The organism is Paramicrobacterium salitolerans (genome assembly GCF_051513965.1).
Lineage (GTDB): Bacteria > Actinomycetota > Actinomycetes > Actinomycetales > Microbacteriaceae > Paramicrobacterium.
In genome coordinates this window covers 2,564,778-2,590,772 of sequence record NZ_CP195847.1, presented here as the reverse complement: position 1 = coordinate 2,590,772, position 25,995 = coordinate 2,564,778, and the positions used below count along the sequence as shown (strand labels likewise).

29 protein-coding genes and 1 riboswitch are annotated in these 25,995 nt (G+C 67.8%); of the genes, 13 read left to right on the top strand and 16 right to left on the bottom strand.

Going from position 1 to position 25,995, the window contains the following annotated elements; translation table 11 throughout:
• Positions 1–46 precede the first annotated feature (46 nt).
• Both ACSAGD_RS12510 and ACSAGD_RS12505 read right to left on the bottom strand, forming a co-directional pair.
• Positions 47–961: an NADP-dependent oxidoreductase gene (locus tag ACSAGD_RS12510; RefSeq protein WP_437583093.1), complete on the bottom strand. Its 915-nt coding sequence runs from the start codon at positions 959–961 to the stop codon at positions 47–49.
• Positions 962–1,062: 101 nt separating this feature from the next.
• Positions 1,063–1,824: an SDR family NAD(P)-dependent oxidoreductase gene (locus ACSAGD_RS12505; RefSeq protein ID WP_437583092.1), complete on the bottom strand. Its 762-nt coding sequence runs from the start codon at positions 1,822–1,824 to the stop codon at positions 1,063–1,065.
• Positions 1,825–1,920: 96 nt separating this feature from the next.
• On the opposite strand from ACSAGD_RS12505, the gene ACSAGD_RS12500 reads away from it, so the two are divergent.
• Positions 1,921–2,532 carry a nucleoside/nucleotide kinase family protein gene (locus ACSAGD_RS12500; protein ID WP_437583091.1) on the top strand — a complete coding sequence of 204 codons (612 nt, stop codon included), beginning with the start codon at positions 1,921–1,923 and terminating at the stop codon, positions 2,530–2,532.
• 39 nt (positions 2,533–2,571) lie between these two features.
• Positions 2,572–3,636 (top strand): VanZ family protein, encoded by a 1,065-nt coding sequence (locus tag ACSAGD_RS12495; protein ID WP_437583090.1) that lies wholly within the window; start codon positions 2,572–2,574, stop codon positions 3,634–3,636.
• A 5-nt stretch (positions 3,637–3,641) separates the two neighbouring features.
• On the opposite strand, the gene ACSAGD_RS12490 is transcribed toward ACSAGD_RS12495, so the two are convergent.
• The 5 genes from ACSAGD_RS12490 to ACSAGD_RS12470 all read right to left on the bottom strand — a co-directional run bounded on the left by ACSAGD_RS12490 (position 3,642) and on the right by ACSAGD_RS12470 (position 5,622).
• On the bottom strand, positions 3,642–4,133 hold the full coding sequence (locus ACSAGD_RS12490; RefSeq protein WP_437583089.1) for a MarR family winged helix-turn-helix transcriptional regulator: 492 nt from the start codon (positions 4,131–4,133) through the stop codon (positions 3,642–3,644).
• A 129-nt stretch (positions 4,134–4,262) separates the two neighbouring features.
• Complete coding sequence (locus ACSAGD_RS12485; protein ID WP_437583088.1) at positions 4,263–4,595, bottom strand: heavy-metal-associated domain-containing protein; 333 nt, start codon at positions 4,593–4,595, stop codon at positions 4,263–4,265.
• Positions 4,596–4,616: 21 nt separating this feature from the next.
• On the bottom strand, positions 4,617–4,898 hold the full coding sequence (locus ACSAGD_RS12480; RefSeq protein ID WP_437583087.1) for a metal-sensitive transcriptional regulator: 282 nt from the start codon (positions 4,896–4,898) through the stop codon (positions 4,617–4,619).
• A gap of 84 nt (positions 4,899–4,982) precedes the next feature.
• Positions 4,983–5,279 carry a hypothetical protein gene (locus tag ACSAGD_RS12475; protein WP_437583086.1) on the bottom strand — a complete coding sequence of 99 codons (297 nt, stop codon included), beginning with the start codon at positions 5,277–5,279 and terminating at the stop codon, positions 4,983–4,985.
• A gap of 154 nt (positions 5,280–5,433) precedes the next feature.
• Positions 5,434–5,622 (bottom strand): hypothetical protein, encoded by a 189-nt coding sequence (locus ACSAGD_RS12470; protein WP_437583085.1) that lies wholly within the window; start codon positions 5,620–5,622, stop codon positions 5,434–5,436.
• Between the two features lie 81 nt (positions 5,623–5,703).
• Between ACSAGD_RS12470 and ACSAGD_RS12465 the strand changes: the two genes are divergently transcribed.
• Positions 5,704–7,629 carry a heavy metal translocating P-type ATPase gene (locus ACSAGD_RS12465; RefSeq protein WP_437583084.1) on the top strand — a complete coding sequence of 642 codons (1,926 nt, stop codon included), beginning with the start codon at positions 5,704–5,706 and terminating at the stop codon, positions 7,627–7,629.
• Between the two features lie 410 nt (positions 7,630–8,039).
• Here the strand turns inward: ACSAGD_RS12465 and ACSAGD_RS12460 are convergent, their stop codons facing one another.
• The 3 genes from ACSAGD_RS12460 to ACSAGD_RS12450 form a co-directional block, all read right to left on the bottom strand.
• Positions 8,040–9,011, bottom strand: a complete 972-nt coding sequence (locus ACSAGD_RS12460; RefSeq protein WP_437583083.1) for an NADP-dependent oxidoreductase — start codon at positions 9,009–9,011, stop codon at positions 8,040–8,042.
• On the bottom strand, positions 9,011–9,355 hold the full coding sequence (locus tag ACSAGD_RS12455) for a hypothetical protein (protein ID WP_437583082.1): 345 nt from the start codon (positions 9,353–9,355) through the stop codon (positions 9,011–9,013). The genes ACSAGD_RS12460 and ACSAGD_RS12455 overlap by 1 nt, the downstream gene beginning before the upstream one ends.
• A 171-nt stretch (positions 9,356–9,526) precedes the next feature.
• Positions 9,527–9,712: a hypothetical protein gene (locus ACSAGD_RS12450; RefSeq protein ID WP_437583081.1), complete on the bottom strand. Its 186-nt coding sequence runs from the start codon at positions 9,710–9,712 to the stop codon at positions 9,527–9,529.
• Positions 9,713–9,788: 76 nt separating this feature from the next.
• Here ACSAGD_RS12450 and ACSAGD_RS12445 point away from each other — a divergent pair, with 76 nt between their 5' ends.
• Positions 9,789–11,069, top strand: coding sequence for a M18 family aminopeptidase (locus ACSAGD_RS12445; RefSeq protein ID WP_437583080.1), 1,281 nt, complete (start codon positions 9,789–9,791; stop codon positions 11,067–11,069).
• Between the two features lie 7 nt (positions 11,070–11,076).
• Positions 11,077–11,367 carry a hypothetical protein gene (locus ACSAGD_RS12440; protein ID WP_437583079.1) on the top strand — a complete coding sequence of 97 codons (291 nt, stop codon included), beginning with the start codon at positions 11,077–11,079 and terminating at the stop codon, positions 11,365–11,367.
• A 4-nt stretch (positions 11,368–11,371) separates the two neighbouring features.
• Here ACSAGD_RS12440 and ACSAGD_RS12435 read toward each other — a convergent pair whose 3' ends face one another.
• From ACSAGD_RS12435 to ACSAGD_RS12425, 3 genes are all read right to left on the bottom strand, one after another.
• Complete coding sequence (locus tag ACSAGD_RS12435; protein WP_437583078.1) at positions 11,372–12,928, bottom strand: multicopper oxidase family protein; 1,557 nt, start codon at positions 12,926–12,928, stop codon at positions 11,372–11,374.
• Between the two features lie 168 nt (positions 12,929–13,096).
• Positions 13,097–13,495, bottom strand: a complete 399-nt coding sequence (locus ACSAGD_RS12430) for a transferase (RefSeq protein ID WP_437583077.1) — start codon at positions 13,493–13,495, stop codon at positions 13,097–13,099.
• Positions 13,496–13,672: 177 nt separating this feature from the next.
• A complete protein-coding gene (locus ACSAGD_RS12425; RefSeq protein WP_437583076.1) occupies positions 13,673–14,704 on the bottom strand; it encodes an LLM class flavin-dependent oxidoreductase in 1,032 nt (343 codons plus the stop codon).
• 192 nt (positions 14,705–14,896) lie between these two features.
• On the opposite strand from ACSAGD_RS12425, the gene ACSAGD_RS12420 reads away from it, so the two are divergent.
• Positions 14,897–15,691 (top strand): alpha/beta fold hydrolase, encoded by a 795-nt coding sequence (locus ACSAGD_RS12420; RefSeq protein ID WP_437583075.1) that lies wholly within the window; start codon positions 14,897–14,899, stop codon positions 15,689–15,691.
• A gap of 248 nt (positions 15,692–15,939) precedes the next feature.
• Here the strand turns inward: ACSAGD_RS12420 and ACSAGD_RS12415 are convergent, their stop codons facing one another.
• A complete protein-coding gene (locus tag ACSAGD_RS12415; RefSeq protein ID WP_437583074.1) occupies positions 15,940–17,292 on the bottom strand; it encodes an MFS transporter in 1,353 nt (450 codons plus the stop codon).
• 205 nt (positions 17,293–17,497) lie between these two features.
• Positions 17,498–17,562, top strand: a riboswitch (guanidine-III (ykkC-III) riboswitch).
• Positions 17,563–17,576: 14 nt separating this feature from the next.
• On the opposite strand from ACSAGD_RS12415, the gene ACSAGD_RS12410 reads away from it, so the two are divergent.
• Positions 17,577–17,891, top strand: coding sequence for a DMT family transporter (locus tag ACSAGD_RS12410; RefSeq protein ID WP_437583073.1), 315 nt, complete (start codon positions 17,577–17,579; stop codon positions 17,889–17,891).
• Positions 17,891–18,268 (top strand): DMT family transporter, encoded by a 378-nt coding sequence (locus tag ACSAGD_RS12405; protein ID WP_437583072.1) that lies wholly within the window; start codon positions 17,891–17,893, stop codon positions 18,266–18,268. Before ACSAGD_RS12410 ends, ACSAGD_RS12405 begins: the two co-directional genes overlap by 1 nt.
• On the opposite strand, the gene ACSAGD_RS12400 is transcribed toward ACSAGD_RS12405, so the two are convergent.
• Complete coding sequence (locus ACSAGD_RS12400; protein ID WP_437583071.1) at positions 18,259–18,999, bottom strand: SDR family oxidoreductase; 741 nt, start codon at positions 18,997–18,999, stop codon at positions 18,259–18,261. The genes ACSAGD_RS12405 and ACSAGD_RS12400 overlap by 10 nt on opposite strands.
• Positions 19,000–19,208: 209 nt before the next feature.
• On the opposite strand from ACSAGD_RS12400, the gene ACSAGD_RS12395 reads away from it, so the two are divergent.
• The 4 genes from ACSAGD_RS12395 to ACSAGD_RS12380 all read left to right on the top strand — a co-directional run bounded on the left by ACSAGD_RS12395 (position 19,209) and on the right by ACSAGD_RS12380 (position 23,193).
• On the top strand, positions 19,209–19,760 hold the full coding sequence (locus ACSAGD_RS12395; protein ID WP_437583070.1) for a hypothetical protein: 552 nt from the start codon (positions 19,209–19,211) through the stop codon (positions 19,758–19,760).
• Positions 19,761–19,827: 67 nt separating this feature from the next.
• Positions 19,828–20,529, top strand: a complete 702-nt coding sequence (locus tag ACSAGD_RS12390; RefSeq protein ID WP_437583069.1) for an NAD(P)H-hydrate epimerase — start codon at positions 19,828–19,830, stop codon at positions 20,527–20,529.
• Positions 20,530–20,538: 9 nt separating this feature from the next.
• Positions 20,539–21,630 (top strand): AI-2E family transporter, encoded by a 1,092-nt coding sequence (locus ACSAGD_RS12385; RefSeq protein ID WP_437583068.1) that lies wholly within the window; start codon positions 20,539–20,541, stop codon positions 21,628–21,630.
• Between the two features lie 30 nt (positions 21,631–21,660).
• Entirely contained in the window at positions 21,661–23,193 is a 1,533-nt protein-coding gene (locus ACSAGD_RS12380) for a deoxyguanosinetriphosphate triphosphohydrolase family protein (protein WP_437583067.1), read from the top strand.
• Positions 23,194–23,211: 18 nt separating this feature from the next.
• On the opposite strand, the gene ACSAGD_RS12375 is transcribed toward ACSAGD_RS12380, so the two are convergent.
• A complete protein-coding gene (locus ACSAGD_RS12375) occupies positions 23,212–24,084 on the bottom strand; it encodes a phospholipase (protein ID WP_437583066.1) in 873 nt (290 codons plus the stop codon).
• Between the two features lie 395 nt (positions 24,085–24,479).
• Between ACSAGD_RS12375 and ACSAGD_RS12370 the strand changes: the two genes are divergently transcribed.
• Complete coding sequence (locus tag ACSAGD_RS12370) at positions 24,480–25,943, top strand: carboxylesterase/lipase family protein (RefSeq protein WP_437583065.1); 1,464 nt, start codon at positions 24,480–24,482, stop codon at positions 25,941–25,943.
• Positions 25,944–25,995: the final 52 nt, after the last annotated feature.

The following is a 25,995-nucleotide window of genomic DNA, read 5'->3' as shown; positions in this document are numbered from 1 at the left end:
TGAGGCACGTCACGCGACAGCTCCCGGGTCGGCGCACTGCACGCGCTCAGAGGGTCAGCACGACCTTGCCGCGGACGTGCCCCGTCAGCAGCTCCTCGTATGCGTCGCGAACGCGCTCGATGGGATAACGCGTGATCGGAAGAACGATGGCTCCTTCCGCGATGCGCTCTGCCAACATACGCAGTTCGCTGGTGAGGCTCTCCGCCCGCCCATATGTGCCGAAGCCGCGCTCAGCGCCGTAGGGCTTCGCCGCGATCGTGTTGATGCGGTCCGCGGGGACGCCGAGCTGCTCTGCGACGTCGAGCGTCTCGCGGCCCGCGTGGTCGAGCACGACGTCGACGCCCTGTGGCGCGGCATCCCTGATTCGGTCGATGAGCCCGTCGCCATACGTGACGGGCGTCACGCCGAGCTCTCTCAGAAAGTCGTGGTTGCCCTCGCTCGCGGTGCCGATCACGGTCGCGCCGCGCAGGCGGCAGAGCTGAGCGACGAGCAGACCCACCCCACCCGCGGCCGCACTCACGAGAACCGTGTCTCCATCGGCGACGCTCATCATGCGGACGAGGGCGGTCGCCGTGCGCCCCGCGATGTCGAGGCAGGCCGCGAGTTCGATCGACATGCCGTCCGGCACGGAGTTCAACGTGTCGGCATCGACCAGCACGTAGTCGGCCTGCGCGAACATGCGAGCACCGCCGTACACGAGGTCGCCCGCTGTCCACTCGGTCACGCCGTCACCCACGCGATCGACGTACCCGGCGAAGTCGTTGCCGTTGCCGGAGGGCAGCGTCACGCCGAAGCGGCTGGCGTTCTGTGCATCTCCGGCGATCTTCCAGTCGACGGGGTTGAGTCCGGCCGCGAGAACGCGCACACGCACCTGACCCTCACCGACCTTGGGAATCTCCTGCTCGACCACCTCGAAGACCTCGGGCCCGCCGAACTCCGAAAACTGCACTCGCCGTGCCATGGCGCTCCTCTCGACTGCTCCAGACTCTCACCTGCCCGGCCGAGTTGTCGACGGGATGCCGCATCGGCGACGCTCCTCGCCTCACATGTGCGGGCCGCACGTCAACTGCGCAGGTGCGAAGCGCCGTTGGCGTCCAGGATGCTGCCCGAACACCACGCGGCCTCGGGGGAGGCGAGCCAGAACACGGCGGCCGCGACCTCCTCCGCGGTGCCGACGCGCCCGAACGGGCTCTGGGCGCGAAGGGCGTCGCCCGCGGGGCCGTCGAGCTTCGGCTCCTGGCGCGGGGTCGCGACGAAACCGGGTGCGACAGAGGTCACCGTGATGCCGTGCGGGGCGAGGGCGACGGCGAGCGACTGCCCGAGTGCGTGCAGCCCCGCCTTGCTCGCCGCGTATGCCGGGTGCTCGGGCTCGCCCCGAAAGGCGCCGCGCGAGCCGATGTTCACGATCGCGCCCGGAGCCCCGCGCTCGATGAGGCGCGACGCGACCGCCCACGCGAGGTTCGCAGAGCCGAGCAGGTTCACGTCGACCATCCGCCGGAACGTCGACGTCCATTCCTCATACGACACGTCGCCGATGACGTGCCTGTTCTCCTCCGAGGGCGCGACGCCGGCGTTGCAGACGAGCACATCGATCGTGCCGAGCTCCGCAGCTGCGGCATCCACGATCTGTCTCGCTCCCTCCGGGTCGCCGAGATCTCCCGACACGAGTGCATGGCCCTCAGCGGGCAGGGCCCGCAGCGTGCTCTCGGCACCTGCGCGATTGCTGACGAAGTGCACTGCGACACGGTCGCCTGCCGCAGCGAAGCGATGAGCGACAGCCGCGCCGATTCCGCCGGAGGCTCCGGTGACGAGCACAGATCTCACGAGGACTCCTCTGATCGACTGACCGCCGAGACCACGGTCGAGCCAACGTTCGCACGTGCGCCTCACCCCGTCAACACGGCATGGCAGACTCGACGTGTGGCAGACGATCTCAGGCACTTGGCGGCGGCGGTCAGCGGCATTCGTCCCCGCGCTCGCCGGGTGATGCTCGGCATCTGCGGTGCCCCCGGAGCAGGCAAGACGACGGTCGCCGGCGCACTCGTGGGAGAGCTCGGATGCCGCGCCGCGAACGTCCCGATGGACGGCTTCCACCTCGCCGATCAGGCGCTCGATGCCCTCGGCATCCGTGACCGCAAGGGGGCGCCCGAGACCTTCGACCTGCACGGCTACGCTCGGCTTCTTCGGGTTCTCGCCGAGCGCCCCGATCACACGGTCTACGCTCCGGCGTTCGAGCGCGACATCGAGCAGCCGATCGCCGGCGCTATCGCGGTGGAGCCGAGCGTCGACATCGTCGTCACCGAGGGCAACTATCTTCTGCTCGATGGGTGGGAGAGCTTGCGCGAGGTGCTCGATGAGGTGTGGTTCGTGAGCGAAGACGACGCGCTTCGGCGTGAGCGCCTCACAGCGCGTCACATCCGGTTCGGCAAGTCACAGGATGCCGCTCGCGAATGGGTCGATCGCGTCGACGAGCCGAACGCGCGATGTGTGCAGGCGGCAGCCCACCGCGCTGATCGCGTCATCGCCCTCTGACCGCACTCCCTCAGGAGTCCTCGATTACGATCGGATGCTGTGAACGACCCCATCGTGCCCGCACTGATCGCCGTCGTCGTCGGCTTCGGCATCGCCATCGTCGCCTTCGTTCCGTTCGTCGCGCTCAGCTATCGCCGCCGTGGCGAGATGTCGTTCTGGCGCTCGATGCTGTGGTTGGGGGCGGTCATCTACGCGATGGCGCTCTGGACGTACACGCTCGTGCCGTTCCCCGAGAGCTACGACGTGCAGTGCGTTCCGATGCAGACGGTGCCGTTCATGTTCGTGCGCGACATCGCCGATCTCGGCGCGGGCAGCGTCGGCGCGCTTCTGCACAATCCGGCTGCGGCACAGGTGGTGCTCAACGTCGTGCTCTTCATGCCGCTCGGCTGGTTCCTCCGGCGGCTCGGCGATCGCGGCATCGTCGTGGCGACGCTCGTCGGGTTCGCGGTCTCCGCGCTCATCGAGGTTACCCAGCTCACGGGCATCTGGGGGCTCTACTCCTGCTCGTACCGTGTGTTCGACGTCGACGATCTCATCGCCAACACGTCAGGCGCTTTCCTTGGGTCCCTCGTCGGAATGCTGCTCTGGCGGCGAGGCCAGACCGTGGATGCCGCGTCGCCCCGCCCCATCACCGTGTGGCGTCGTGCGCTCGGCATGCTCTGCGACGTCGCGTTCATCGCTCTCGTCGGCTGGCTCGTCACAGCAGCGCAGCTCGCGATCGCGCTGTTCGACGGTCGCCCGGAACTCGCGATCCCCATGACCGTGTTCCAGATCGTCGCGATCGCGCTTCCGCTCGGCATCCAGCTCGTCTCCGTTCTCGTAGGTGGCGTCACGGTGGGGGAGCGCATCGTCCTGATCCGCGCTCGCCACCGCCGCCTGCCGGCGAGTCTCTCGCGTCCGCTGCGCTTTCTCTTCGGCATCGGCGGTTACACGCTTCTGCTCCGGTGGGATGCCTGGCCGGCAGGCCTCCTCACCTTCGCGCTGTTTGTCACGACGGTGATCATGGTCTTCACCACGCGGTCGCATCGCGGGTTCGCGTGCGTGGTCTCCGACATCGAGATCGAGGATGCCCGCGCCTCACGCGCCGAGGCGACCACACGCTGAGTCGCTCAGCTCCGCTCAGTGTCCCGCTGCTGCAGCATCTGGGCGGCGTACTCCGTGCTCGCCCGGTCGAAGGCGACCAGCAGTCGTTCGAACTCCGCGCGGTCGTGCGCGCTCCACGAGCGCAGCAGCGTGTCTGCGAGTTCGTCGCCCGCGCGGGTGAGGGAGGCCGCGACCTCGTTACCGGCATGGGTGAGGTGCACGAGGCTCGCTCGCGCATCCGCGGGATCCGTGTCGCGGCGCACGAGCCCGGCCCGCTCGAGGCGGGCGACGATCTTCGACACATTGGAGGCGCCTGTGACGAGGGCATTCGCGAGGGCCGACGGGCGCTGCGGCCCATACATGCCGAGGGTGGTGATGGCGACGATCGAGGGGCGGTCCAGCTCGACGCCGCCATCCTGCGCGACCGCGGAGATGAAGTCCGCGCTCGTCCACGTGCTCATGATGTGCGTCAGAGCGCTCACAAGCTGCGAGCGGTACTGCCATCGGGACGTCGCCACGGCTACCTCCGTGAATCTCAAGCGCTGTCGTTGCGACAGAATATCGCGATTCGGGATGCCTGCGACAGCCGTGGCGCAGAGATGATGTCGCCCCGGCCCCTCTGAGCCGGGGCGACGTTGGACCTGTGCCTACGCGAGCGTGTAGCCGGCGTCTTCGATCGCAGCGCGAACGGATGCCGTCTCGAGCGGGTCCTCGCTCGTCACAGTGACCTTCGACTCCTCACCCGGGCGCAGGTCGACGTTCACACCCGTGACGGTTCCGAGTGCCGAGAGCTCCTCCGTCACCGCGTTGACGCAGTGGCCGCACGACATTCCGGTGACGCCGAAGGTCGTCGAGACGGTGCCCTCCGCGGTCGCGGTGGCGTGCGCGCCGGAGCCGTGGTCGTCGCCGCACATGCATGCGCCGCCCGAGCAGCATCCGCCGGCGTTCTTGTCAGAGAGTCCGAGATCAGTGAAAGCCATGTTGTTCCTTTGCATGTCGTGTCAGCGGACGAGGCGCGCGATGGCCGCGGACGCCTCTTTGAGCTTCTCGTCGGCGACCGGGCCGCCCTCCTGCGTGGCCTGGGCGACGCAGTGGCTGAGGTGGTCGTCGAGCAGTTGAAGCGCGACGGTCTCAAGAGCCTTGGTCGCCGCAGACACCTGCGTGAGCACGTCGATGCAGTAGGTGTCGTTCTCGACCATTTTGTGGATGCCGCGAACCTGACCCTCTGCGCGCTTCAAGCGCTTCAGCAGAGCCTCTTTGTCGTCGACGTAACCGTGTTGCATGATGCCTCCCGACGACGAGTATACCCCCTCCCGGTATGCGTCGCGACCCTGGTCGAGAACGTCACCTGCCCGTTTCCGATCGTCTCAGCCCTCCCTGCTCCACGAGTCTGCACCCGGGTCGCCGCCTCCGAACGGATTGTCGTCCATGGCGTGCTTGTCGGGACGCGCGCGGGATCCACCGCCGGGGTCGCCGTGCGACTCCGGATTCTCTCCCTCGGCGTAGTGCGCCCTGCGGTCGGACGAATCGCTGCCCGGGTCTCCGCTGGGTGACAGATGGTCTGCGCGTGACGCGGCATCCGGTCTCGCCCATGAATTCGCACCGGGGTCGCCGTGTGGCCCCGGGGAATTCTCATAATCACGAGTGTCGTCGTTGTCAATCATGGTGATCACTCCTCAAGGCTCGGTCTACGCGGTTTTTGTGCGGAAAGCAAGGGGTGGGGGAATGCGGCCGTCGCTCTTGCGTTTATACCCCTAGGGGGTATAGTCGAAAACAGGAGGACTTATGGATCACACACGCGACGCTCAGAACAGCCCTTCACGGCACTCGGAGATGGAGGGCCGGCACGGCACAGCGACCGATGCGCACCGCGCTCACGCGGGGCACGAGCATGATGCGAGTCATGAGGTCGACCACAGTCAGCACGCCGGGCACGACGCTCATGCGGGCCATGACGCGCATGCGGGACACGATGCGCATGCGGGACACGAGGGCCACAGCGGACACGGCGGCCATAGTGGACACGGGGGACACGGGGGGCACGACCACGCGTCGCACGTCGCGCAGTTCCGCCGTCTGTTCTGGGTCATGCTCGTCCTCTCACTTCCAACTGCGTTCTTCAGTGTGATGTTCGCGAGCATCCTCGGGTACGCGCGACCGGAGTTTCCGGGTGTGGACTGGATCTCACCGGTTCTCGGCACCGTCATCTTCATCTGGGGTGGCAAGCCGTTCCTGACCGGAGGCTGGTCGGAGCTCAAGGCGAAGCAGCCCGGCATGATGCTGCTCATCGCCATGGCGATCACGGTGGGCTTCGTCGCATCGCTGGGCTCGAGCCTCGGCATCTTCGACCACCAGCTCGACTTCTGGTGGGAGCTCGCGCTGCTGATCATGATCATGCTTCTCGGTCACTGGATCGAGATGCGCTCTCTCGCTCAGACGACCTCAGCACTCGACTCCCTCGCGGCGATGATGCCCGATGAGGCGGAGCGCGTCGTCGGCGACGACGTCGAGACCGTCTCTCCGGAGGATCTCGCCGTGGACGACCTTGTGATCGTCCGGCCCGGCGGTCGCGTCCCCGCGGATGGCGAGGTCGAGCAGGGCACAGCCGCGGTTGATGAGTCGATGATCACCGGGGAGTCCACGCCCGTCACACGAGGTCCGGGCGACCGCGTCGTCGCCGGAACCGTCGCGACCGACACGGCGCTGCGCATCCGCGTGACCGCGATCGGCGATGACACGGCTCTCGCCGGCATCCGCACTCTCGTCTCTGAGGCGCAGAGCTCGAGCTCTCGTGCCCAGCGCCTCGCAGACAAGGCTGCCGCGCTGCTCTTCTGGTTCGCACTCGGCGCCGCGATCGTCACGGCGCTCGTGTGGACACTCATCGGACGCCCCGATGACGCGGTCATCCGAACCGTCACTGTTCTCGTGATCGCCTGCCCCCATGCGCTGGGCCTCGCGATTCCGCTCGTCGTCTCGATCGCGACGGAGCGCGCGGCACGCGGCGGCGTGCTGGTGCGCGACCGCCTCGCTCTCGAGACCATGCGCATCGTCGACACGGTCGTCTTCGACAAGACCGGAACCCTGACCCGCGGAGAGCCGATCGTCGTCGGAGTCGCTGCGGCAGGTCAGAATGACACGGATGCCGCCGAGAATGACGTTCTCGCGCTCGCCGCAGCGGCGGAGCGTGACAGCGAGCACCCGCTCGCCCGCGCCATCGTGCGTGCTGCGGAGGAGCGCGAGCTGACCCTCGCGGAGGCCCGCGACTTCACGGCCGAGGCCGCGGTCGGCGTCACCGCCACGATCGATGGGCATGAGATCCGCGTCGGCGGCCCGGCGCTGCTGCGCGATGTCGGAGCGGATCCGCTCCGCGACGCCGACCCCTGGGAGAGCGACGGCGCGACCGTGCTGCACGTCACGCGGGACGGCGAGATCGTCGGCGCGATCGGTCTCGCGGATGAAGTCCGCGAGGAGTCGCAGCAGGCCGTCGAAGCGCTGCACCGGCGCGGCATCCGTGTCGTCATGATGACCGGCGACTCGCAGGCCGTTGCGGATGCCGTCGCCCGCCGACTCGACATCGACGAGGTCCACGCGGGCGTTCGCCCCGAGGACAAAGCGCGGCACATCACTGAGCTGCAGGGAGGCGGGCGCCGCGTCGCGATGGTCGGCGACGGTGTGAACGATGCCCCGGCGCTCGCGCAGTCCGACGTCGGCATTGCGATCGGCGCCGGCACCGACGTGGCGATCGGCTCGGCCGGGGTGATCCTCGCCAGTGACGATCCGCGTGCGGTGCTGTCGGTCGTCGACCTGTCGCGTGCGACGTATCGCAAGATGACGCAGAACCTCTGGTGGGCCGCGGGTTACAACCTCATCTCGGTTCCGCTCGCCGCGGGCGTGCTCGCGCCGATCGGGTTCGTGCTGCCGGTCGCCGTCGGAGCGCTGCTCATGTCGGCATCCACGGTCGTTGTGGCGCTCAACGCGCAGCTGCTCCGCCGGTTCGACCTGACGCCGCGGTGACGACCCGTGCGGGCACCCGCGCGCCCGCACCCCACGCACCGGCGTCCAGCACGCCCGCGCCGACGCTCACACACCCACGCGCCCGCACCGCCGCCATGCCCACGGCTACGCGCCCACGACCATGCTCGCGCGCCGATGTCCCCGCACCGACGCCCGCGCCCCCACGCCCGCGCCCCCACGTACTCACGGGTCGCACATTCCAGGTGTACCGGATACCGCTTTCCAAGAATCGGAAAGCGGTATCCGGTACACCTGAAAGGTTTCACGACGTCGGGCAGCGTCGGCGTGCGCTGGCGCAGGCACCCCGGCGAGGCACGTGCACGGCCCGCGGGCCGGGGCACCCCGGCGAGGCGCGTCACGCCAGCCAGGCGCGGGGCGCGGGCGCCTGAGGGCGCCGGCGACGCCCCGGCCTAGACGATCGCCTCAGGATCCTCGACCCGCGTCGGCTCCTCGGTCGTCAGCACGAGCTTGCCCACGACGTGGCCGTCGAGCAGACGCTCGTACGCGTCGCGCACCTGATCAAGCAGGTAGCGCCCCGCGAGCGGAAGCTGCACCGTTCCGTCCGCCACGAACGACGCGACGATCTGCACGTCGTCGATCGTCCCGTCTGCGGCGCCGAACGTGCTGAACCCGTGCTCCATGGCGAAGTCCCGATCGACGAGCGTGTTCACGCGATGCGCCGGAACCCCAAGGTCGACCGCGGCCTCAAGCGTCTCGCGACCCGCCTGATCGAGCACGACATCGATGCCCTCCGGAGCAGCTGCTCGAATGCGCTCGACCATGCCGTCGCCGTAGCTGACGGGCAGGATGCCGAGCTCGCTCAGTACCCCGTGATGCTCGTCGCTTGCGGTCCCCACGACGACGACGCCCATCCGCAGCAGAATCTGCGCGGTCAGCAGTCCGACTCCGCCAGCGGCGGCGCTCACGAGTGCGGTCTCCTCCGGCTGGACGTCGACGGCGCGGATCGTCGCCATCGCGGTACGTGCGGCGATGTCGAGGCACGCCGCCTGCTCGACGCTGAGGTCAGCGGGCAGTGGGCGCACGTCTGACGCCGAGATCACGAGGTAATCGGACTGGGCGTACATGCGGCATCCTCCGAACACGAGGTCGCCCACGATGTAACCCGACACCGCCGAGCCCACCTCGACCACGCGGCCAGCGAAGTCGTTTCCGTTCCCCGACGGCAGAGTGACTCCGTACCGTTCGGCCACCTGAGGGTCCGCGGCGATTTTGGCGTCGACGGGGTTGAGTCCCGCGGCGATCACGCGCACCAGCACCTGGTCGGGGCCCGGCTCCGGCACCTCCTGAGGTACGACGTCGAAAACCTCCGGTCCTCCGTGTCGGTCGAACTGCACGCGGCGCGGGGGAGTGATGACTGACATCAGAGTGCACCCTCGTCATTCTGCTGGGCGTCGCTCGGCTCGCGGTCGTCGGTCTCTGCGATCGGCGGATAGCTCGCCGCATCCGGGCGGCTGTCCGCAGCATCCGTTCCGAGAATCACATCGTCGCCCGAGTGCTCGTCGAGCTCCGGGTTGTCCGCGAGCGGTTCGACCTCGCCGTCTTCGTTCACGGCGAACTCGGGGTGTGCCGGGTCCTGCGTCTCAGCGACGGTCTCCGGGTCGGGCTCCACGTCGCCCTCCACGGGCTCGCCCGCGAGGGCGTCATTCGTCACGGTCTCCTTCTCAGTGAGCCGTGGATCCTGTTCGTAGGGGTTCGTATCTGTCATCGTCGCCTCCCATGTGGTGAACGTGATCGACAGATTAGGCACGAACCGACGGCGCAGTAAGGGGGTTGCATCCCTCCTGCTCCAGTGCCACAGTTGCCCCGAGCGCCGCCACTCGTCGGTCTGTTCCAGAAGGATGCCGCGACCAGGCGCGACCGCGCGAGGCCGACGTGCTCAGCGCTTCGGTCTGCGGTTCGACCGCCCCGGCAGCATCTCCTTCACCATGTAGAACCCGAGCAGAGCGACGCCCGCGATCTCGAAGACCAGCGCGACGACGCCGAGGTCTCGATTGGTGAGCACGATCGTCACACCGATGACCAGCAGGATCGCACCGATGAGGGGAATGAGGAAGGGCCGCACGCCCCCAGTCTAGGCGGCGCTTCTGTCACGATCATGTCGGACGCAGAGGTCGGAGGGGCGTGATTGGATGGAAGACATGGATGCTGTTTCCGACTACATCGCCGATTTCGCACGCTTCATCACCGCATCACCCTCGTCGTACCACGCCGCCGCCGAGGCGGCGCGCCGCCTCGATGGCGCCGGCTTCACGCGCCTCGACGAGACCGACGAGTGGGAGAGTGCCTCTGGAGGTCACTACATCGTGCGGGACGGCGCTGTCATCGCGTGGCTTCAGCCCGCGGCATCCGGCCCCACGACCCCGTTCCGAGTTCTCGGCGCTCACACCGACTCGCCGGGATTCAAACTCAAGCCGCACCCGACCATTGGACACCACGGCTGGCTGCAGGCCGGCGTCGAGATCTACGGCGGCCCGCTGCTGAACTCCTGGCTCGATCGAGAGCTCGAGCTGGCCGGGCGCGTGACTCTGCGCGACGGCACGGAGAAGCTCGTGCGCACCGGTCCGTTCCTGCGGATTCCGCAGCTCGCGATTCACCTCGACCGCGCCGTCAACGATGAACTGAAGCTCGACCGCCAGCGACACATGCAGCCGATCTGGGGTGCGGGAGACGTGCGGGACGCCGACCTGCTCGCCCACATCGCCGGGTTCGCCGGGGTCGACCGTGACGACATCGCCGGATACGACCTGCTCACCGCCGACACCCACGCTCCCGAGCGCTTCGGAAAAGACGGCGCGTTCTTCGCGGCTGGCCGCATGGATAACCTCTCCTCGGTGTACGCGGGCCTCGTCGCGCTGCTCGAGGCCGCGGAACGCGGTGGCGACCAGCAGCACATCTCGGTGCTCGCCGCGTTCGATCACGAGGAGCTCGGTTCGCAGACCCGCTCCGGAGCATCCGGCCCGATCCTGGACGACGTGCTCACGCGCATCGGAGAGGGGCTCGGGGCGACGCGTTCGCAGCAGAAGCAGGCGTATGCGGCATCCTGGTGTCTGTCGGCGGATGCCGGCCACGCCGTGCACCCCAACTACTCCGAGCGCCACGATCCCAACAACCTGCCGGTGACCGGCGGCGGCCCGCTGCTCAAGATCAACGCGAACCAGCGCTATGCGACCGACGCTGCGGGCGGCGCGCTCACCGCGCGTCTCGCGGCCGCGGCAGGCGTGCCGTACCAGGAGTTCGTGTCGAACAACACCGTGCCATGCGGTTCGACGATCGGGCCGCTGACGGCGACGCGCCTCGGCATCCGCACCGTCGATGTGGGCGTGCCGCTGCTGTCGATGCACTCCGCACGCGAGATGGTGCACGTGAACGACGCCCACGCTCTCGCGAAGCTCACCGGCGCGTTCTTCGCGAGAGAGTAGCCGTCGCATGCCGTCGTATCGCGTGACGCTGTCGCCCGGAGCGATGCGTCCCGGCGTCGCACCTGACCGCGTGATTCCGACGGTGGCGGATGCCGCGGCCGAGCTCGTCACCGTCGAAGCGACCGACGTGCAGCTCGTGCGCGGCACCCCGCGGGTCGTCGTGCGCTTCACCTGCGACGACGACGAACTCGCGGAGCAGGTCGCCGCCCACGCGGCATCCGTCGCCACCACGGTCGTCGAGGTCAGCGGTTGGTTTCTGACCCGCCGCGACGGTGGCCACTGGAGGCGCGTGGCGTAGCGCGTCAGTGGTCGTGGCCCGCGGCATCCGCATCATCACCCGGCGTCTCGTCGACGCGCCACCGTGACGGAACGCTCTCATCCGGCTCAACCACGAGGAACTGCCCCATCATTCCGGCGTCCTCGTGCCTCAACAGGTGGCAGTGGTACATGTAGGGGTTCTCTGCGTCGGCGTACTCGGTGAAGCGCATGATGATGCGGTATTCCACCTCAGGTTCGAGATAGATGGTGTCCTTCCAGCCCGCAAGTGGCGCAGGCGGGGCGCCGCCGTCTACGCTCAACACCTGAAACTGGACGTCGTGCACATGGAAGTTGTGAGGTGCAGGCATCTCGTTCACGACATCCCAGATCTCCGTGGTGCCGACCGTCGCGACCGCATCGATGCGCTTCATGTCCATCTGCTTGTCGTTGATGTTGTGCCCGTTGAGGGTGAAGGAGCGCTCTGCGACGGCATCCGCGGGGTCGATCGGATCGATCTGAGTGAGGTGATCGGGCACCTCGCCAATGTTGTCCAGGGTGGATGCCGCGCGAAGCTGCAGCACATCGAAGCTGTCGCTCTGACCGGCCGCTCCCGTGATCGGCATGAAGCCAGCGCCGAGATCGGGTGGCATACTGCGGAGGGCGACCGTCTCGTCGGGCGACATGCGCACGAGGATCTCCGCGCGTTCGCCGGGGGAGAGGCGGATGCGATCGAGCTTGACCGGGCTTTCGAGGAGGCCGCCGTCGCTCGCGATCATTGCGATGTCACGCCCGTCGCTCAGTGCGAAGCTGTACACGCGGGCGGGCGAAGCATTGAGGAGACGAAGGCGCACGACGTCAGTTGTGACGTCGAAGTACGGTCCGACGGTGCCGTTGATGAGCAGCGTGTCGCCCAGTGTGCCGACGAAGTCTCGCGTGCTGCCGAACGCGCCGTCGTCGGAGAAGTGTGCGTCCTGCACGATCACCGGAACGTCGTCCACGCCGTAGCCCCGCGGCAGCGGAAGAGCTGACGCAGCGTCATCATCGATCTGGAGCATCCCCGCGAGCCCGTGCGTGACCTGATGCTCGGTTCGCCTGTGCGGATGCGGGTGATACCAGAGTGTTGCGGCGGGCTGGTCGACCGTCCACTCCGGGCACCACTTCTCGCCGGGATCGACGGGCTGATGAGAACCGCCATCGGCGGCCGCGGGGAGGTGCATGCCATGCCAGTGAAGCGTGGTCACCTCATCGAGAGCGTTCGTAAGGCACGGGGCGAAGCGCTCGCCGCGCTTCAGCCGGATCGTGGGCCCGAGATACGCGCCGTTGTAGCCGAGGGTCGGTGTCTCACCGGCATCCGTGAACCCCATCTCGCCCTGCTCGGCCATGAGGTCGACGTGCACGGTGCCGTCGGCGTCGATCGTCCGCTCGGCAAGCGGTGGGATGGCGAGAGGGGTGTCGAAGTCGATTTCGCCGACCGTGTCGACGGTGGGAGAGCTGGGTGCGCAGGCAGAGAGCCCGATGGTGATTGCGAGGGCGGAAGCGACAACAGCGGATGCCGTCGCGAGCACTGCCCGCGGACGACGAAGAGCAGGGATATTGGGCATGCTTCCAGCCTCGCGAGACGTCGCGGTCGCGGCATCCGGCAGTCACCCCAATCCCTGTGGGGATGCACCCTGATGTGCCCCCGAGTCCGCGATGCACGTGCAGCCTGACAAAGCGAAAGCGGCAGGCGCCGCGAGGGTGCCTGCCGCTTGTCGATGTGCTCCGGGAGCTTACGCCGGAATGTCTCCGGGGCCGGGGATGTCGGCGAATGCCTCGATCTGGCTGTCTCCGGGGATGTTGGCTCCGTTGCCGATGCGCGAGTTCGCGCCGATGCGGGAGTGCCCGCCGACGCGTGCGCCGTGGCCGACGTGCGAGTTCTGGCCGATGTGCACGTTCGCGCCGATGACGGCGGCGGCGCCGATCGTCGCGTCGCGGTCGATCCAGGCGGTCGCGCCGATCCAGGCGCCGCGTCCGACGACGGCTCCGGGCTCGATGTAAGCGGTTCGTTCAATGTGGGCGGTCGGGTCCACCGTGGCACCTGAGGCAACCAATCCACGGCCGAGGGGGTGTCGGCGGTAGCGCGTGATCGTTCCTGTGTCGGTTTCGACGACCTCAGCGGGTGTGCTCAATCAAACTCCTTGGAATGTTGTTCTTGAGGAGATAACAGTGCATACGCATAAAAGATTCCTGCGTGCGATCAGGGAGTGCCCTGAGTGGGGCTCGCGGGCGCGGAAGCATGGTGCAGGCGAAATATCTCCCGCGTAACGATAACAAATACCGGATTATAGGCCAAAACCGTGACGGTATTACGACGCGAGGATGTCGTTCACCATCGGAATGACCTGCGTGCCGTACAGCTCGATGGACCGCATGAGCTGTGCGTGCGGCATCGGGCCGTTCGAGTACTTCAGGTCGAACCGGTCAAGGCCGAGCGTGCGGACGGTGGTCGCGACGCGGCGCGCCACCGTCTCGGGCGAGCCCACGTAGAGGGAGCCGCTCTCCGCCTCGGACTCGAAGTCGTCGCGCGTGGTCTCCGGCCAGCCGCGCTCGGCCCCGATGCGGTCGCGGTTCGCTTTGAAATGGGGAAACAGCTGCTCGCGAGCGAGATCGTCGGTCTCGGCCACGTGACCTGGCGAGTGAGCGCCCAGCGGCATCCTCTCGACCTCAAGCTCATCGGACGCACGGTGATACAGGTCGACGTAGGGGACGAAGCGCGCCGGGTCGCCGCCGATGATCGCGAGCATCATGGGGATGCCGTAGCGAACCGAACGAATGACCGACTCGGGGCTGCCGCCCACGCCGATCCAGGTGGGGATGCGGCCACTCGCCGTCTTCGGATAGACGTTGACCCCGTGCAGCGGCGCGCGGTGCGTGCCCTGCCAGCTGACGGGCTTCTCGTCGAGAAGGCGCGCGAGAAGATCGAGCTTCTCGTTGAAGAGTGTCTCGTACTGGCTCAGGTCGTATCCGAAGAGCGGAAACGACTCCGTGAAGCTGCCTCGGCCGAGCGTGATCTCGGCGCGGCCGTTGCTGACGGCGTCGAGGGTGGCGAACCGTTCGTAGACGCGGACCGGGTCATCGCTGGAGAGAACGGTGACAGCGGTTCCGAGCCGGATGCTCGAGGTCTGCCCCGCGATGCCCGCGAGGACCATGTCGGGTGCACTGATCGCGTAGTCGTCGCGGTGGTGCTCGCCGAGGCCGATCGAGTGGAGGCCGACCTGATCGGCGAGGACCGCCTGTGAGATGACATCGCGGATGACCTGGTGGGAAGGGGTGCGCTCGCCGTTCTCGTCGACGGTGACGTCGCCGAAGGTGTCGAGACCGAAGACCGTGTCGCTCATGTGTTCCTCACGTTGGGTGTGCGCGACCGCGCACTTTATGCGTTTGCATGGATGATAACGGGTGTTTCGTGGCGCTTATTCCCATCGGCCACGAGTGCCTGCATGACGAGAGCGGGGCTACGTGGACTTGGCGAAAGACTGGTGCCCTGCGCAGGGTGGTGACACCCTGGAGGTACGCGCAAAGGAGTGAAGATGACCGAGTTCACGACATCGGCAGACGGCACACGGATCGCGTACGACCGGGTGGGCGACGGACCGCCCCTCGTGCTCGTCGGCGGGGCGTTTCAGCAGCGGGCCGGAGACGAGAGCACGGCGGAGCTCGCGCGGATTCTCGGCGATCGCGGCTTCAGCGCTGTGCACTACGACAGGCGCGGGCGCGGTGAGAGTGGACCGGTTCGCGTCGAGGATGCCGGGCAGGAGCTGCAGCGCGAGATCGAGGACCTCGCCGCCGTGATCTCCGCGGTCGGAGGCGAGGCCGCACTCTTCGGCAACTCGTCAGGCGGAGCCATCGCGCTCTGGGCGGCGGACGCCGGCATCGGCGTGACCCGGGTGGCCGTCTTCGAAGTGCCCATCGCCGTGGACGATGACGGTGAGGCCGCGGCATTCGCAGAGGAACTGCGCGAGCTGATCGTCGCTGGTCACGACGAACGCGCCGTCGAGCATTTCATGAAGGACATGCCGCCGGCATGGCTCGAGGGTGCCAAGTCGAGCGGAGCATGGCAGGGCATGGTGAAGGTCGCGCCGTCACTCGTGGCGGATGCCGCGGCGATCGCCGTGCACGACAGCGACCGCGACGAGCTGTGGGCGCGCGTACCGGGACACGTGAGCGTTCTGGTCGGAGAGCAGACGCTGCCGATCTTTCCGCCCGCGGCGCACTGGATCGCCGAGACGCTGCCCGAGGCCCGCACCGAGACGATCGAGGCAGAGTTCCACCAGTGGCAGCCGCGCGTCATGGCCGATGCGATCGTGGACGCCCTGGGACGGTAGCTGACCGGCATCCGAAACGTGTGCTGAAACTGCGCCGGACCGATCGCTGTACGCGCAAACCCCTCTGCTCACGCAATTCAGGTGTACCAGATACCGCTTTCCCAGAGCGGGAAAGCGGTATCTGGTACACCTGGACGACTGAAGCTGCGGCGGGCGGGCGCGGGTTGCAGCTGCAGTGCGCGGCTTCGGTTCGTGGCGGGCGGGTGGGCGACGGCTGAGGCTGGCGCGGTGGATGGAGCGGGCTACGGCTACGGCTGCGGGTCGAGAGCGTCGTACGTCGCGAATCGCGGGTGGGTTCGCACCAGCATCCACACGACCACAATGATCAGGATGCCGCCGAACAGGGGCGGCGCCCACAACGCAGCGAGCGCAGTGAACGAGCCCGCGAAGAGGTCGCCGACTCGAGGACCGCCGATCACGACCACGGTGAAGACACCCTGAATGCGGCCGCGCATCGCGTCGGGGGCTGAAGCCTGCAGCAGCGTCATGCGGAAGATCGAGCTCACGTTGTCGGCACCTCCCGCGACGACCATGCACAGCGTCGCGATGATGAGCGCCGGCCAGTTGACGTCGGCCTCACTCGCAACGCCTCCGCCGTGGCTCGTCACCAGCAGAACCACCCCGAAGCCGAGCGTGGCCGCTCCGAACACCGCGATGGCGTTGCGGATCGCCATGCCCTGTCGCCGCACACCGCCCAGGCGGCCCGAGAAGACGCTCGTGATGAACGCGCCGATCGCGACACCGGCCGTCAGCACGCCGACCGTCACCGCGCCGCCGCCGATCAGGAGCGCGCCGACGGCGGGAAAGAGCGCGCGCGGCTGCCCGAACGTCATGGCGACGACATCGACGATGAACGACATCCGAATGTTCGGAGCCGTCTTGAGAAAACGAAGTCCCTCGACGATCGACGCGAAGCCCGCGGAACGCACCTCGCCCTCCGGCTCGATCTTCGGCAGCGACGCGATGCCCGCGAACGCGAACGCGAACAGCACGACATCGGTCGTGAACGTCCACTGCACTCCGACGGTCGCGACGAGCACACCAGCGAGCGCGGGCCCGACGGTCACCATGATTCCGGCGCTGATGCCGGTCAGAGCGGATGCCGCGGGAAGCAGCTCGATCGGCAGGAGTCGTGGGAGGATCGCCTGCCGAGTCGTGCCGAGCACCGTCGCGGCCACCGTGTTGACGGTCATCACGAGGTAGAACGGCCACACCTGATCGACGTGCGTCCAGGCGAGGATCGCCAACGTCGCAGTCGAGCACCAGGCCACGATCGCCGTGACGAGGGCGAGGGCTCGGCGGTCGAATGCATCTGCGAGCATCCCGCCATAGAGCCCGAAGAAGAGCATGGGCACGAGGGCGAACAGTGCGACGAGCGACACCGCGAACGTCGACTGCGTGAGGTCGTAGATGTGAAGGCCGACCGCGACGATCGTCATCTGGGTGCCGATGCCAGCGATCGCGTTGCCGCCCCAGAGGCGCGCGAAGGCAGGGCTGTGCTTGAGCGGTGTCAGGTCGGCGAAGATGCCGGTGCGCGGTGCCTCCGGCGACGTGCCCGGGTCAGGCTGCGCGGCCTCGCCTGCGTTATCAGAGTCGGTCACGGCTGTCTCACCCCGAGAACCTATCACTCGAGTGCCTCAGCCGTCATCGGTCGTGTGCCGCTTTGTCTCATCTCCGCCATGTGTTTGAGCAGACAAAGTGGCACATGGCAGGCAGGAGGGACGCGGTAGGTGAGCGATGCGTGGTTGGGCCGGGCACCTGCGGCAGGCTGCACAGAAGGTGCTCGGGCAGAACCGCTACTCTGGAGACAAGATCCCGACAGGATCTGCGGACGAGGGAGCAGTACCCGCACAGCGACAAGACTGACCACTGAAAGGTGATCGTCGTGGCGTGGGTGATTCTCATCGTCTCCGGAGCGCTCGAGGCCGTATGGGCCAGCGCACTCTCAGCATCCAAGGGGTTCAAGAAGCTCTGGCCATCGGTGCTCTTCGCCGTCTCGATGTGCGTGAGTATGGCGGGTCTCGCGATCGCGATGACCTCGATTCCCACGGGAACCGCCTACGCGGTCTGGGTCGGCATGGGCGCTGTGCTCACAACAGTCTGGGCGATCGTGACGAAGCAGGAGCGCGCCACCGTCGCGCGCGTCATCCTGCTCGCGGGACTCGTCGCCTGCGTCGTCGGCATCAAGGTGGTGAGCTGATGCGGTACTGGGCAGTTCTTCTTGCGAGCGCCGTTCTCGAGGCTGTGTGGGCCACCGCGCTCGGCGCCTCCGACGGGCTGTCGGCGCTCACGCCGACGATCGTCTTCCTCGTTGCTCTCACCGGGAGCATGCTCGGCCTCGGCTACGCCATGAAGCGGGTGCCGGTGAGCGTCGCGTACGCGGTGTGGACAGGCACGGGTGCGGCCCTCACGGTGACGTGGGCGATGCTGACCGGGGCGGAAGCGGCATCCCTGCTCAAAATCGCGTTTCTTGCGGGCATCGTGGTGTGCGTCGTGGGGCTCGCGCTCGTGACACCGACCAAGCCGTCGCGAGGAGCGGTGGCGGATGCCGGCGAGGCCGACGCTCCTCAGCTGTAGCGTTCGGCCAGATACTCGCTGTAGGTCTGCTTTCCGTAGCCCGGACCGGGAACCATGTTGCGTCGGTCGCGCAGCGCCTCCACGATCTTGCCCGGCAGGCGGATGCTGACGACGCGCTTCGGAGAATGCGCGGCGGCCTTCCACTGGCGAGCCATCTGCTCGGCGCTGAGCTTCTCGGGGCCGCCGATGTCGGCCACGCGCCCGGCGGGCTTCCGCCCGGCGAGTTCGGCGAGCCGCTCAGCCACCTCGGGCGCGGCGATCGGCTGGGCGCCGAAGCGTGGCACGAAGATCCACGGCAGCCGCTTCTGGTACGCGAAGATCATCGTCACGAGGTCGTGGAACTGCGTCGCCCGCAGAATCGTGTGCGGCACCGCTGAGGCGGCGATGCGCTCCTCGACGCGCAGCTTTGTCACGTAGTAGGGCAGCGGGATGCGGTCGACGCCGACGATCGAGATGTACACGATGTGACGGATGCCGGCGCGCTCTGCAGCCGCGATGAGGTTGATTGCCTGCCGCTCATCGTTCTGCCCACCTGTCGTCGCCAAGTGCACGACCGTCTCGATGCCCTCGAGCGCTTCGTCGAGACCGCGACCGGTCGTGAGGTCGTCGGTGACTCGATCATGCCCCGCAGATCGACTGAGAACGCGCACGCTGTGCCCGTCGCGACGCAGCGCATCGACCGTGGGAACACCCAGGGTTCCCGTGCCTCCCGTAACCAGAATCTGAGCCATCCGTCCATTCTGGTCAGTCCACCTGGATTCTGGCTAGGGGTGCGGGGCTGACAAATGCGTCCGGCGGGGCTATATTGGGCGGCGGTCTTAAAAATGCAGCGTGCGGAAGGGGTGTGGAAGATGCTCCTTCCTCTCCTGGTCAGACCGCAAAAGACCGATCAGCCGATCGGCACCCGCTCCGGCGGGAACCACTGAAAGAAAGCCGTGAAGTGAGTGCATCGTCCGTCGTTCTGCGACGCGGGGATTCCCTTGACTGCCTGACCGAACTCGACGCGGAGGCCCGCGGACGCGGCATCCTGACCCGTGAGTTCGAGGATTTCGTTCTGCATCGCGACGGTGAGTCCGGTGCGAAGGCGCTGATCGTAGGCGTTGACCTCTCGGAGTGCGACCGTGTACGCGAGGTGAAGCGCTCGCTGCGCCGCATCGAGAACCAGATCGATGACTCGTGCGAGGTGCTCGAGGGCGACGCACACGTCTACGTGATCGTGAAGGGCGGCGCCGCGCGCTCGTCGCGGGTGCTGCCGCTGTATGAGGCGCTGGCGCAGAAGCTGCATACGCTCGCCGGCAGCTCGCACGGAATCGAGATCACCTCGACCGTGATCGACTGCACGTCGTGCACCGACAGCAACCTGCTCGCGCAGCGCATCGTCGGCGACGTCGCCTCGTCCACCGCGGACGAGGGCACGCCGGCGACCGCGCTGATGTGGGACGAGCTGGAGAGCTCTTCCATCAACGAGGCCGCGCTGAGCGACTACCTCTGACACGGGCGCGCCGTCAAACGACACACGCGCACTGGTCCGGGCGCACGCGCGGGGGTACGGTGCTGACATGAGGGCCTACACCGCCGCGCAGATTCGTGCCGCTGAACGACCGCTGCTCGAGGCAGGAGTGCCGCTGATGCAGCGTGCCGCGGGAGAGCTCGCGGCTCAGATGAGCGCACTTCTCGAAGGGCGTCACGGTGCGCGGTCCGAGTGGCCTGCGCACGGCAGAGTGCTGCTCGTCGTGGGCTCCGGAAACAACGGCGGCGACGCGCTCTACGCCGGCGCGATCATGGGCCGCACGGGCGTGGACGTCGACATCGCGCGCACGTCCGACCGCGTTCACACCGAGGGCCTCGCCGCAGCGGAACGGGCCGGTGCGCGCCAGGTCGACGGAATGAGCGTGGACCTCGCCGACTACGATCTCGTCGTCGACGCAATACTCGGCACCGGCACGCGGAGCGGCGGCCTCCGCGGCAAGGCGCGCGAGATCGTGGAGCGGATGCTGTCGCAGCTCGAGCCCGAGCGGCATCCTCTCGTCATCGCCTGCGACATGCCCAGCGGCGTTGACCCTGACACCGGCGAGCTCGCCGACGACGTCGTGCTGCCGGCTGACGTCACCGTCACTTTCGGCGGAGTCAAGATCGGGATGCTCCGCGAGCCCGGCGCCTCACGGTGTGGCCATATCGTGCTCGCCGACGTCGGGCTCGGACGCGAGCTCGCGCGCTTCGACGGCGAGGCACACCGCCATGACGACGACCTTGCACCGTAGGGTGGCGGCATGAAGCTCTCACAGCGTCGCGCTCAGCCGTTCACGATCGAGCGCCGCATCGTGCTCACGCGTCCGCTCGCGACTGGGTTTCTCGTGACAATTGGAGTTCTGCTCGCTGTCGCGCTCGGCGTCGCCGTCTCGAACCTGTCGACCGTCTTCATCTATGTGCTCTTCGCGGTGTTCCTCGCACTCGCGATCGAACCCGCCGTGAAGTGGTGCTCGCGCCGCGGCATCTCGCGGGGCTGGGCGATCGCGATCGTGTTCTTCGGGTGCTTCCTCGTGCTCGGCGGCATCCTCGGCTTCGCCATTCCGATTCTGGTGTCGCAGATCGCCCAGTTCGCGCAGTCGGTGCCCACGCTCATCGAGAAGTTCGCCGACTCCCAGCTGTTCGCCCAGCTGGAAGACCTCTTCGGGGCGGGACTGCAGGGGCTGCTCGGCGATCTGCAGTCGTTCGTCTCCGACCCGGCGAACATCGCGGCGATCGGCGGCGGCGCGCTGAGGGTCGGCGCGACCGTGGCGTCCGGAATCTCGGGCGCGATCATCGTGCTGGTGCTCACGCTGTATTTCGTGGCCTCCATGCCGACCACGAAGGAGGCCATGTATCGCCTCGCCGCTGCCCGGTCGCGTCCGCGCCTGCGCGACATGACCGAGCAGATCACCGATGCGATCGGCGGCTACATGGGCGGCATGGTGACGCTCGCGTTCTTCAACGCCATCTTCACCGGAATCATGTTCTTCGCGCTCGGGCTGCCGTTTCCGCCGCTCATGATGGCGGCGGCGTTTCTGCTGACGCTCATCCCGCTCGTCGGGTCGGTGCTGTTCTGGGTGATCGGCTCGCTTCTCGCCCTGTTCGCGAGTCCGCTCTCCGCGCTCATCTTCGCGATCGCGTACCTCGTGTACATGCAACTCGAGGCGTACGTCCTCACGCCGCGGGTCATGAACCGCGCGGTGTCGGTGCCCGGCTCGCTCGTCGTCATCGGTGCGCTCGTCGGGGGAACCCTGCTTGGGCTGCTCGGCGCCCTCATCGCCGTGCCCGTGACGGCATCCGCTCTGCTCATCATCAAGCAGATCTGGATTCCTCGGCAGGACGCCCGCGTGTGACGACGCTCTCGCGCTAGGCTGAGCCGCACCATGGAGACCAGGCAGAAGACGCACCAGTCCGGCGGTCGCGAACGCACCATCAGTGAAGAGAATCGCGCGAATGAGGACGAATTCCGCGTCGACATCGAGCGCATCCGATTCTCACCGTACTTCTCGCGGCTCTCCGCCGTGACGCAGGTGATTCCCCAAGCGGGAGCGGGCACGGTCATCCACAACAGGCTGACGCACTCGCTCAAAGTGTCTGCGGTGGCGCGCTCGATCGCGATCGGGTTGAGAACAGCGGATGCCGCGACGCAGCGTCTCGTCGCGGAGCTGGGCGGCTGTGACCCCGTCGTCGTGCAGGCCGCCGCCGCGGCGCACGATCTCGGGCACCCGCCGTTCGGTCACCTCGGGGAGCAGGAGCTCGACAGGGTCGCGCGCGACACGCTCGGTCTGCCGGACGGCTTCGAGGGCAACGCGCAGACCCTGCGCATCCTCACCGCGCTCGACAGCTGCGATGCGACCGCGCGGGGTCTCAACCTGACGCGCGCTGTTCGTGCGGCGGTGCTGAAGTACCCGTGGACGCGCGGGGAGTGGCGCTCGGAGCCGAGTCGCCCGCCGGAGGAGATGCCGCGGGGTGTGGGGACCGATCGCGCGACGGGCGCGCAGAAGTTCTCGGCCTACGACATCGAGGCGTCCGAGATGCGCGACGTGCTCTCGGTGTTCCCCGGCATCGCGCGCCACCAGCAGACGCTCGAGTGCTCCGTCATGGACATCGCGGATGACATCGCGTACGCGGTGCACGATCTCGACGACTTCTACCGCGCGGGCATCCTGCAGTACACGTCCGTGTCGGCCGAGCTCGGCGCCTGGCTCGACTCGAGCACGCAGCTCGCGGCGTTCGACAGCGGCGAGCTCGACCCGCGCAGGCCCGGGCACGCGCTCGAGCTGGCGTGGCGACGCGTCGAGGCGAAAGACCCCTGGATCGCGGATGCCGAGGCCTTCCGCGCTTCGGTGGAGCGCGTGAAGCGTGACCTCGTCGATGGCCTGCTCGCGGTTCCCTACGATGGTGGGCTGGAGGCCGACCGCGCGGTCACCGCGTTCACGCGCCGCTGGATCGACCGCCTCAAGGCCTCGATCGCGGTGGAACGCACCCCCACGATCCGGAGCGGGCACGTGCGTCTCGCGGACGAGGCCTGGCACGACGTGGTCGTGCTGAAGTTCGTGCACTCGCGATTCGTGCTCGACCGTTCGGACCTCGCGGTGTATCAGCGCGGTCAGACGCGCATCATCGCCTCGCTCGCGGACGGGTTCCGCGCCTGGCTCGACGACCCAGATGACGCGGCGCGCGCCCCGCGCCGGCTGCTCGACTCCGTGGAGGCCGCGACGGAGGAGTACCGGCAGCTGCGTGCCGACTCACCAGAACTGTTCGAGAAGGGTGGCGGAGCTGAGGTGGAGCGCCTCGGACGGTCGCGTGCGATCGTCGACTACATCGCCTCGTTCACAGACGCTCAGGCCGTGTCGGTGAACGCGCTGCTGACGGGAACCTCGGAGGGCCTGTGGGAGGCCGGTCGCGGTCTCTGACCGCAACCGGCCGCCGGATCAGTACCAGCCGGTCGCCTGAGAGTGGCCCCAGGCTGAGCACGGCGTGCCGTAGGTGCCCGCGATGTACTGGAGTCCCCACGTGATCTGCGTGGTCGCGTTGGTCTCCCAGTCGCTCGCGACCGACCCCATCTTGCTTCCGGGGAGGGCCTGCGGAATGCCGTAGGCGCCGCTGGATGGGTTCGACGCGGTGTAGGACCAGCCGGACTCCTTGTTCCACAGCGACACGAGGCAGCTGAATTCGCCTGCGCCCCAGCCGTACTGAGAGGCCGCGAGCTCTTTGGCCGTCGCCTTCGCGCCCTCGGGTGTGTTCGCCTGCGCCTTCTTCTCCGCCTCTTCGGCGGCCTTGCGCTCGGCCTCCTTCTCTGCGGCCTCCTTGTCGGCCTGGTCCGCCTCGGCGGTCGCGTCGGCGACGGTCTCCGTCTCCTCCTGCGTCTGCTTCACGAGACCGAGGGTGAAGGTTGGCGTGAGCGACTTGTAGTCCGCGAGGCGGCCGACCAGCGTCGAGAGATCCTTCGTGTCGACGTCGTCGTTCGCGTCGTCGAGCGTGGTTTTCGCCTCGTCGAGGGTCTCTTTCGCACTCTGGTGGGCGGTCTGCTCCGCGTGGAGCTCGTCGCTGGCCTGCGCGATGCTCGCCTGAGAGGCGACGAGCGGCTTCGGCTCGTCGGAGGGAGCGGCCCAGCCTGCGGCGACACCCGAGGTGCCGAGCACGGCGCCCATCACGAGTGTCGCGCCGAGACCGACACGTGCGCGACGGCGATTGCGTTCGCGGCGCATGCGGTTCAGGTGGTTCCGCCGAGGGAAGGGCGTGAGTGTGTCGTCGTTGTCGGTCGAGTTGTCGAGAGTCGAGTTATCGATGTCGGTATCAGTCATTCAGTCTCTGGGGTCAGGGATAGGGAATGTGCGGATGCCGCTGGGGGCGGGCGCGTCACGCACGAAGACCGACCCTCGTCCACATTTCTGAGCGGTTTCCTACCGCAATCTGGGTATTTCGTGCGGGCAACCAGACGCGCGGGGTATGAGGCGGTGCGGGGCGACGGGTGAAGAGGGATGCCGCGCTGGCGCGCCTCGCCCGGCATGACGCGGATCGTCGGAGATTCGGCATCCTGATCTATGCCCGCCTGTGAAACCGAACGGTGCCGGTGATTCCCCGCGCCTCATAATCCGCTGAGAACCGCGTTCTTCTGCATCAGACAACGTGTTTTTCACGGTCGACCGACCTTGGTCGTATCTGACGTGCCCGGTAGCCTGAGGGGTCAGGAGGCATCATGGCGGAGCCACAAGACCGTGAACTCATCGTTGAGACGGCGGTCGGGGCGGTGCGAGGTCGGTCGCTCGGACCCCACCAGAACGCGTTCCTCGGCATCCCGTACGCCGAAGCTCCGACCGGCGATCTCCGCTTCGAGGCGCCGGTGCCGCACGAGCCCTGGGTCGGGGTGCGTGACGCCACTCGGCACGGCGCGACGCCGCTGCGGGACTACATGACGGGCATGACGCTGATCCCCGAGCCCTCGCACCCCGGCGAGGAGACGCTCAACCTGAACGTGTTCGCCCCGCAGGATGCCTCTGGCGCCCAGTTCCCCGTCTTCGTGTGGATCCACGGCGGCGGATTCACCAGCGGCTCTGCGGCCTCGCCGTGGTACGAGGGCGGAGCCTTCCCTCGGGACGGAGTCATCGTCGTCACCGTCTCGTATCGCCTCGGACTCGATGGCTTCGGCGTGATCGACGGTGCGCCCAACAATCGTGGGGTGCGCGATTGGTTGCTGGCGCTCGCGTGGGTGCGCGACAACATCGCGGCGTTCGGCGGCGACCCGGCGCGCGTGACGATCGGCGGCCAGAGCGCCGGCGGCAGCGCGGTGCTCACGCTCCTGTCGATGCCCGAGGCTCACGCGCTCTTCGCGGGCGCCATCGTCGAGTCTCCGGGTGCCACCACCGGCGTCTGCTCCGAGGTGGCGCTGAACGTCTCACGGGTCGCTCGAGAGCTCGGCATCGCACCGACCCGTGACGACTTCGCGGCCGTTCCGGAGAGGAACATCTTCGAGGCCCAGAGCAGAGTCGCCACACACGAGCTCACCCTCGGGCGAGTGCGCAAGATCATGAATGGCGCGAGCTCGATGGATTGGACGCCTGTCGTCGACGGGGACCTGCTGCACTACGGCATCGACGAAGCATTCGAGTACGGCATCGGGGCGGACAAGCCGCTGCTGATCGGCGCGAACGCGGGCGAGGCGGACGGCCTCCTCGACTCCGCGCCGAAGCTGCTCGATGCGGTTCCGCGCACGCTCGCGCTGCACGCCGCGGGCCTCGGGCGCCGGGCATCCGCATACTCGCGTCTCACGCACGGGCACACTCGCCGCATTCTGGGCGCCGCAGCGACTGACGCTGTCTTCCGCTTCACCGTCGCCCGCGCGCTGGCGGCGCGAGACGGTTCGACGTACGCGTACGATTTCCGGCTTCCGTCCACGCTGAACGGGCTCACGAGCCACTGCATGGAGCTGCCGTTCGTGTGGGACTGCCTCGACGCCGAGAACGTCGTCAGCGCGAACACAGGGCCGAACCCTCCGCAGAGCCTCGCCGATGAGATGCACGCCGCGTGGGTGCGCATGATCACCGAGGGACATCCGCCGTGGCCGGTGTTCGCCCCCGACAGCGACCGCGTGGGGCGCCGCTTCGACAGGCATCCCGAGACCTGTGAGGTCTTCGCACGAGAACTCGACCTCGTCGCGCATTAAACGCGGTCGCTAGCCTCGTGTCCCAGTGGAGGCTCCTTGCTACGATGCGAGC

What these genes read in the sequence shown, in the direction of transcription:
- ACSAGD_RS12425 (WP_437583076.1), bottom strand. Translation starts at nt 14,704, where the DNA reads ATGAGCGACACGGTCTTCGGTCTCGACACCTTCGGCGACGTCACCGTC.
- ACSAGD_RS12440 (WP_437583079.1), top strand. Translation starts at nt 11,077, where the DNA reads ATGCCGTCGTATCGCGTGACGCTGTCGCCCGGAGCGATGCGTCCCGGC.
- ACSAGD_RS12465 (WP_437583084.1), top strand. Translation starts at nt 5,704, where the DNA reads ATGCTCGTCCTCTCACTTCCAACTGCGTTCTTCAGTGTGATGTTCGCG.
- ACSAGD_RS12445 (WP_437583080.1), top strand. Translation starts at nt 9,789, where the DNA reads ATGGATGCTGTTTCCGACTACATCGCCGATTTCGCACGCTTCATCACC.
- ACSAGD_RS12455 (WP_437583082.1), bottom strand. Translation starts at nt 9,355, where the DNA reads ATGACAGATACGAACCCCTACGAACAGGATCCACGGCTCACTGAGAAG.
- ACSAGD_RS12460 (WP_437583083.1), bottom strand. Translation starts at nt 9,011, where the DNA reads ATGTCAGTCATCACTCCCCCGCGCCGCGTGCAGTTCGACCGACACGGA.
- ACSAGD_RS12400 (WP_437583071.1), bottom strand. Translation starts at nt 18,999, where the DNA reads ATGGCTCAGATTCTGGTTACGGGAGGCACGGGAACCCTGGGTGTTCCC.
- ACSAGD_RS12385 (WP_437583068.1), top strand. Translation starts at nt 20,539, where the DNA reads ATGAAGCTCTCACAGCGTCGCGCTCAGCCGTTCACGATCGAGCGCCGC.
- ACSAGD_RS12380 (WP_437583067.1), top strand. Translation starts at nt 21,661, where the DNA reads ATGGAGACCAGGCAGAAGACGCACCAGTCCGGCGGTCGCGAACGCACC.
- ACSAGD_RS12390 (WP_437583069.1), top strand. Translation starts at nt 19,828, where the DNA reads ATGAGGGCCTACACCGCCGCGCAGATTCGTGCCGCTGAACGACCGCTG.
- ACSAGD_RS12510 (WP_437583093.1), bottom strand. Translation starts at nt 961, where the DNA reads ATGGCACGGCGAGTGCAGTTTTCGGAGTTCGGCGGGCCCGAGGTCTTC.
- ACSAGD_RS12480 (WP_437583087.1), bottom strand. Translation starts at nt 4,898, where the DNA reads ATGCAACACGGTTACGTCGACGACAAAGAGGCTCTGCTGAAGCGCTTG.
- ACSAGD_RS12485 (WP_437583088.1), bottom strand. Translation starts at nt 4,595, where the DNA reads ATGGCTTTCACTGATCTCGGACTCTCTGACAAGAACGCCGGCGGATGC.
- ACSAGD_RS12405 (WP_437583072.1), top strand. Translation starts at nt 17,891, where the DNA reads ATGCGGTACTGGGCAGTTCTTCTTGCGAGCGCCGTTCTCGAGGCTGTG.
- ACSAGD_RS12420 (WP_437583075.1), top strand. Translation starts at nt 14,897, where the DNA reads ATGACCGAGTTCACGACATCGGCAGACGGCACACGGATCGCGTACGAC.
- ACSAGD_RS12375 (WP_437583066.1), bottom strand. Translation starts at nt 24,084, where the DNA reads ATGACTGATACCGACATCGATAACTCGACTCTCGACAACTCGACCGAC.
- ACSAGD_RS12370 (WP_437583065.1), top strand. Translation starts at nt 24,480, where the DNA reads ATGGCGGAGCCACAAGACCGTGAACTCATCGTTGAGACGGCGGTCGGG.
- ACSAGD_RS12475 (WP_437583086.1), bottom strand. Translation starts at nt 5,279, where the DNA reads ATGATTGACAACGACGACACTCGTGATTATGAGAATTCCCCGGGGCCA.
- ACSAGD_RS12435 (WP_437583078.1), bottom strand. Translation starts at nt 12,928, where the DNA reads ATGCCCAATATCCCTGCTCTTCGTCGTCCGCGGGCAGTGCTCGCGACG.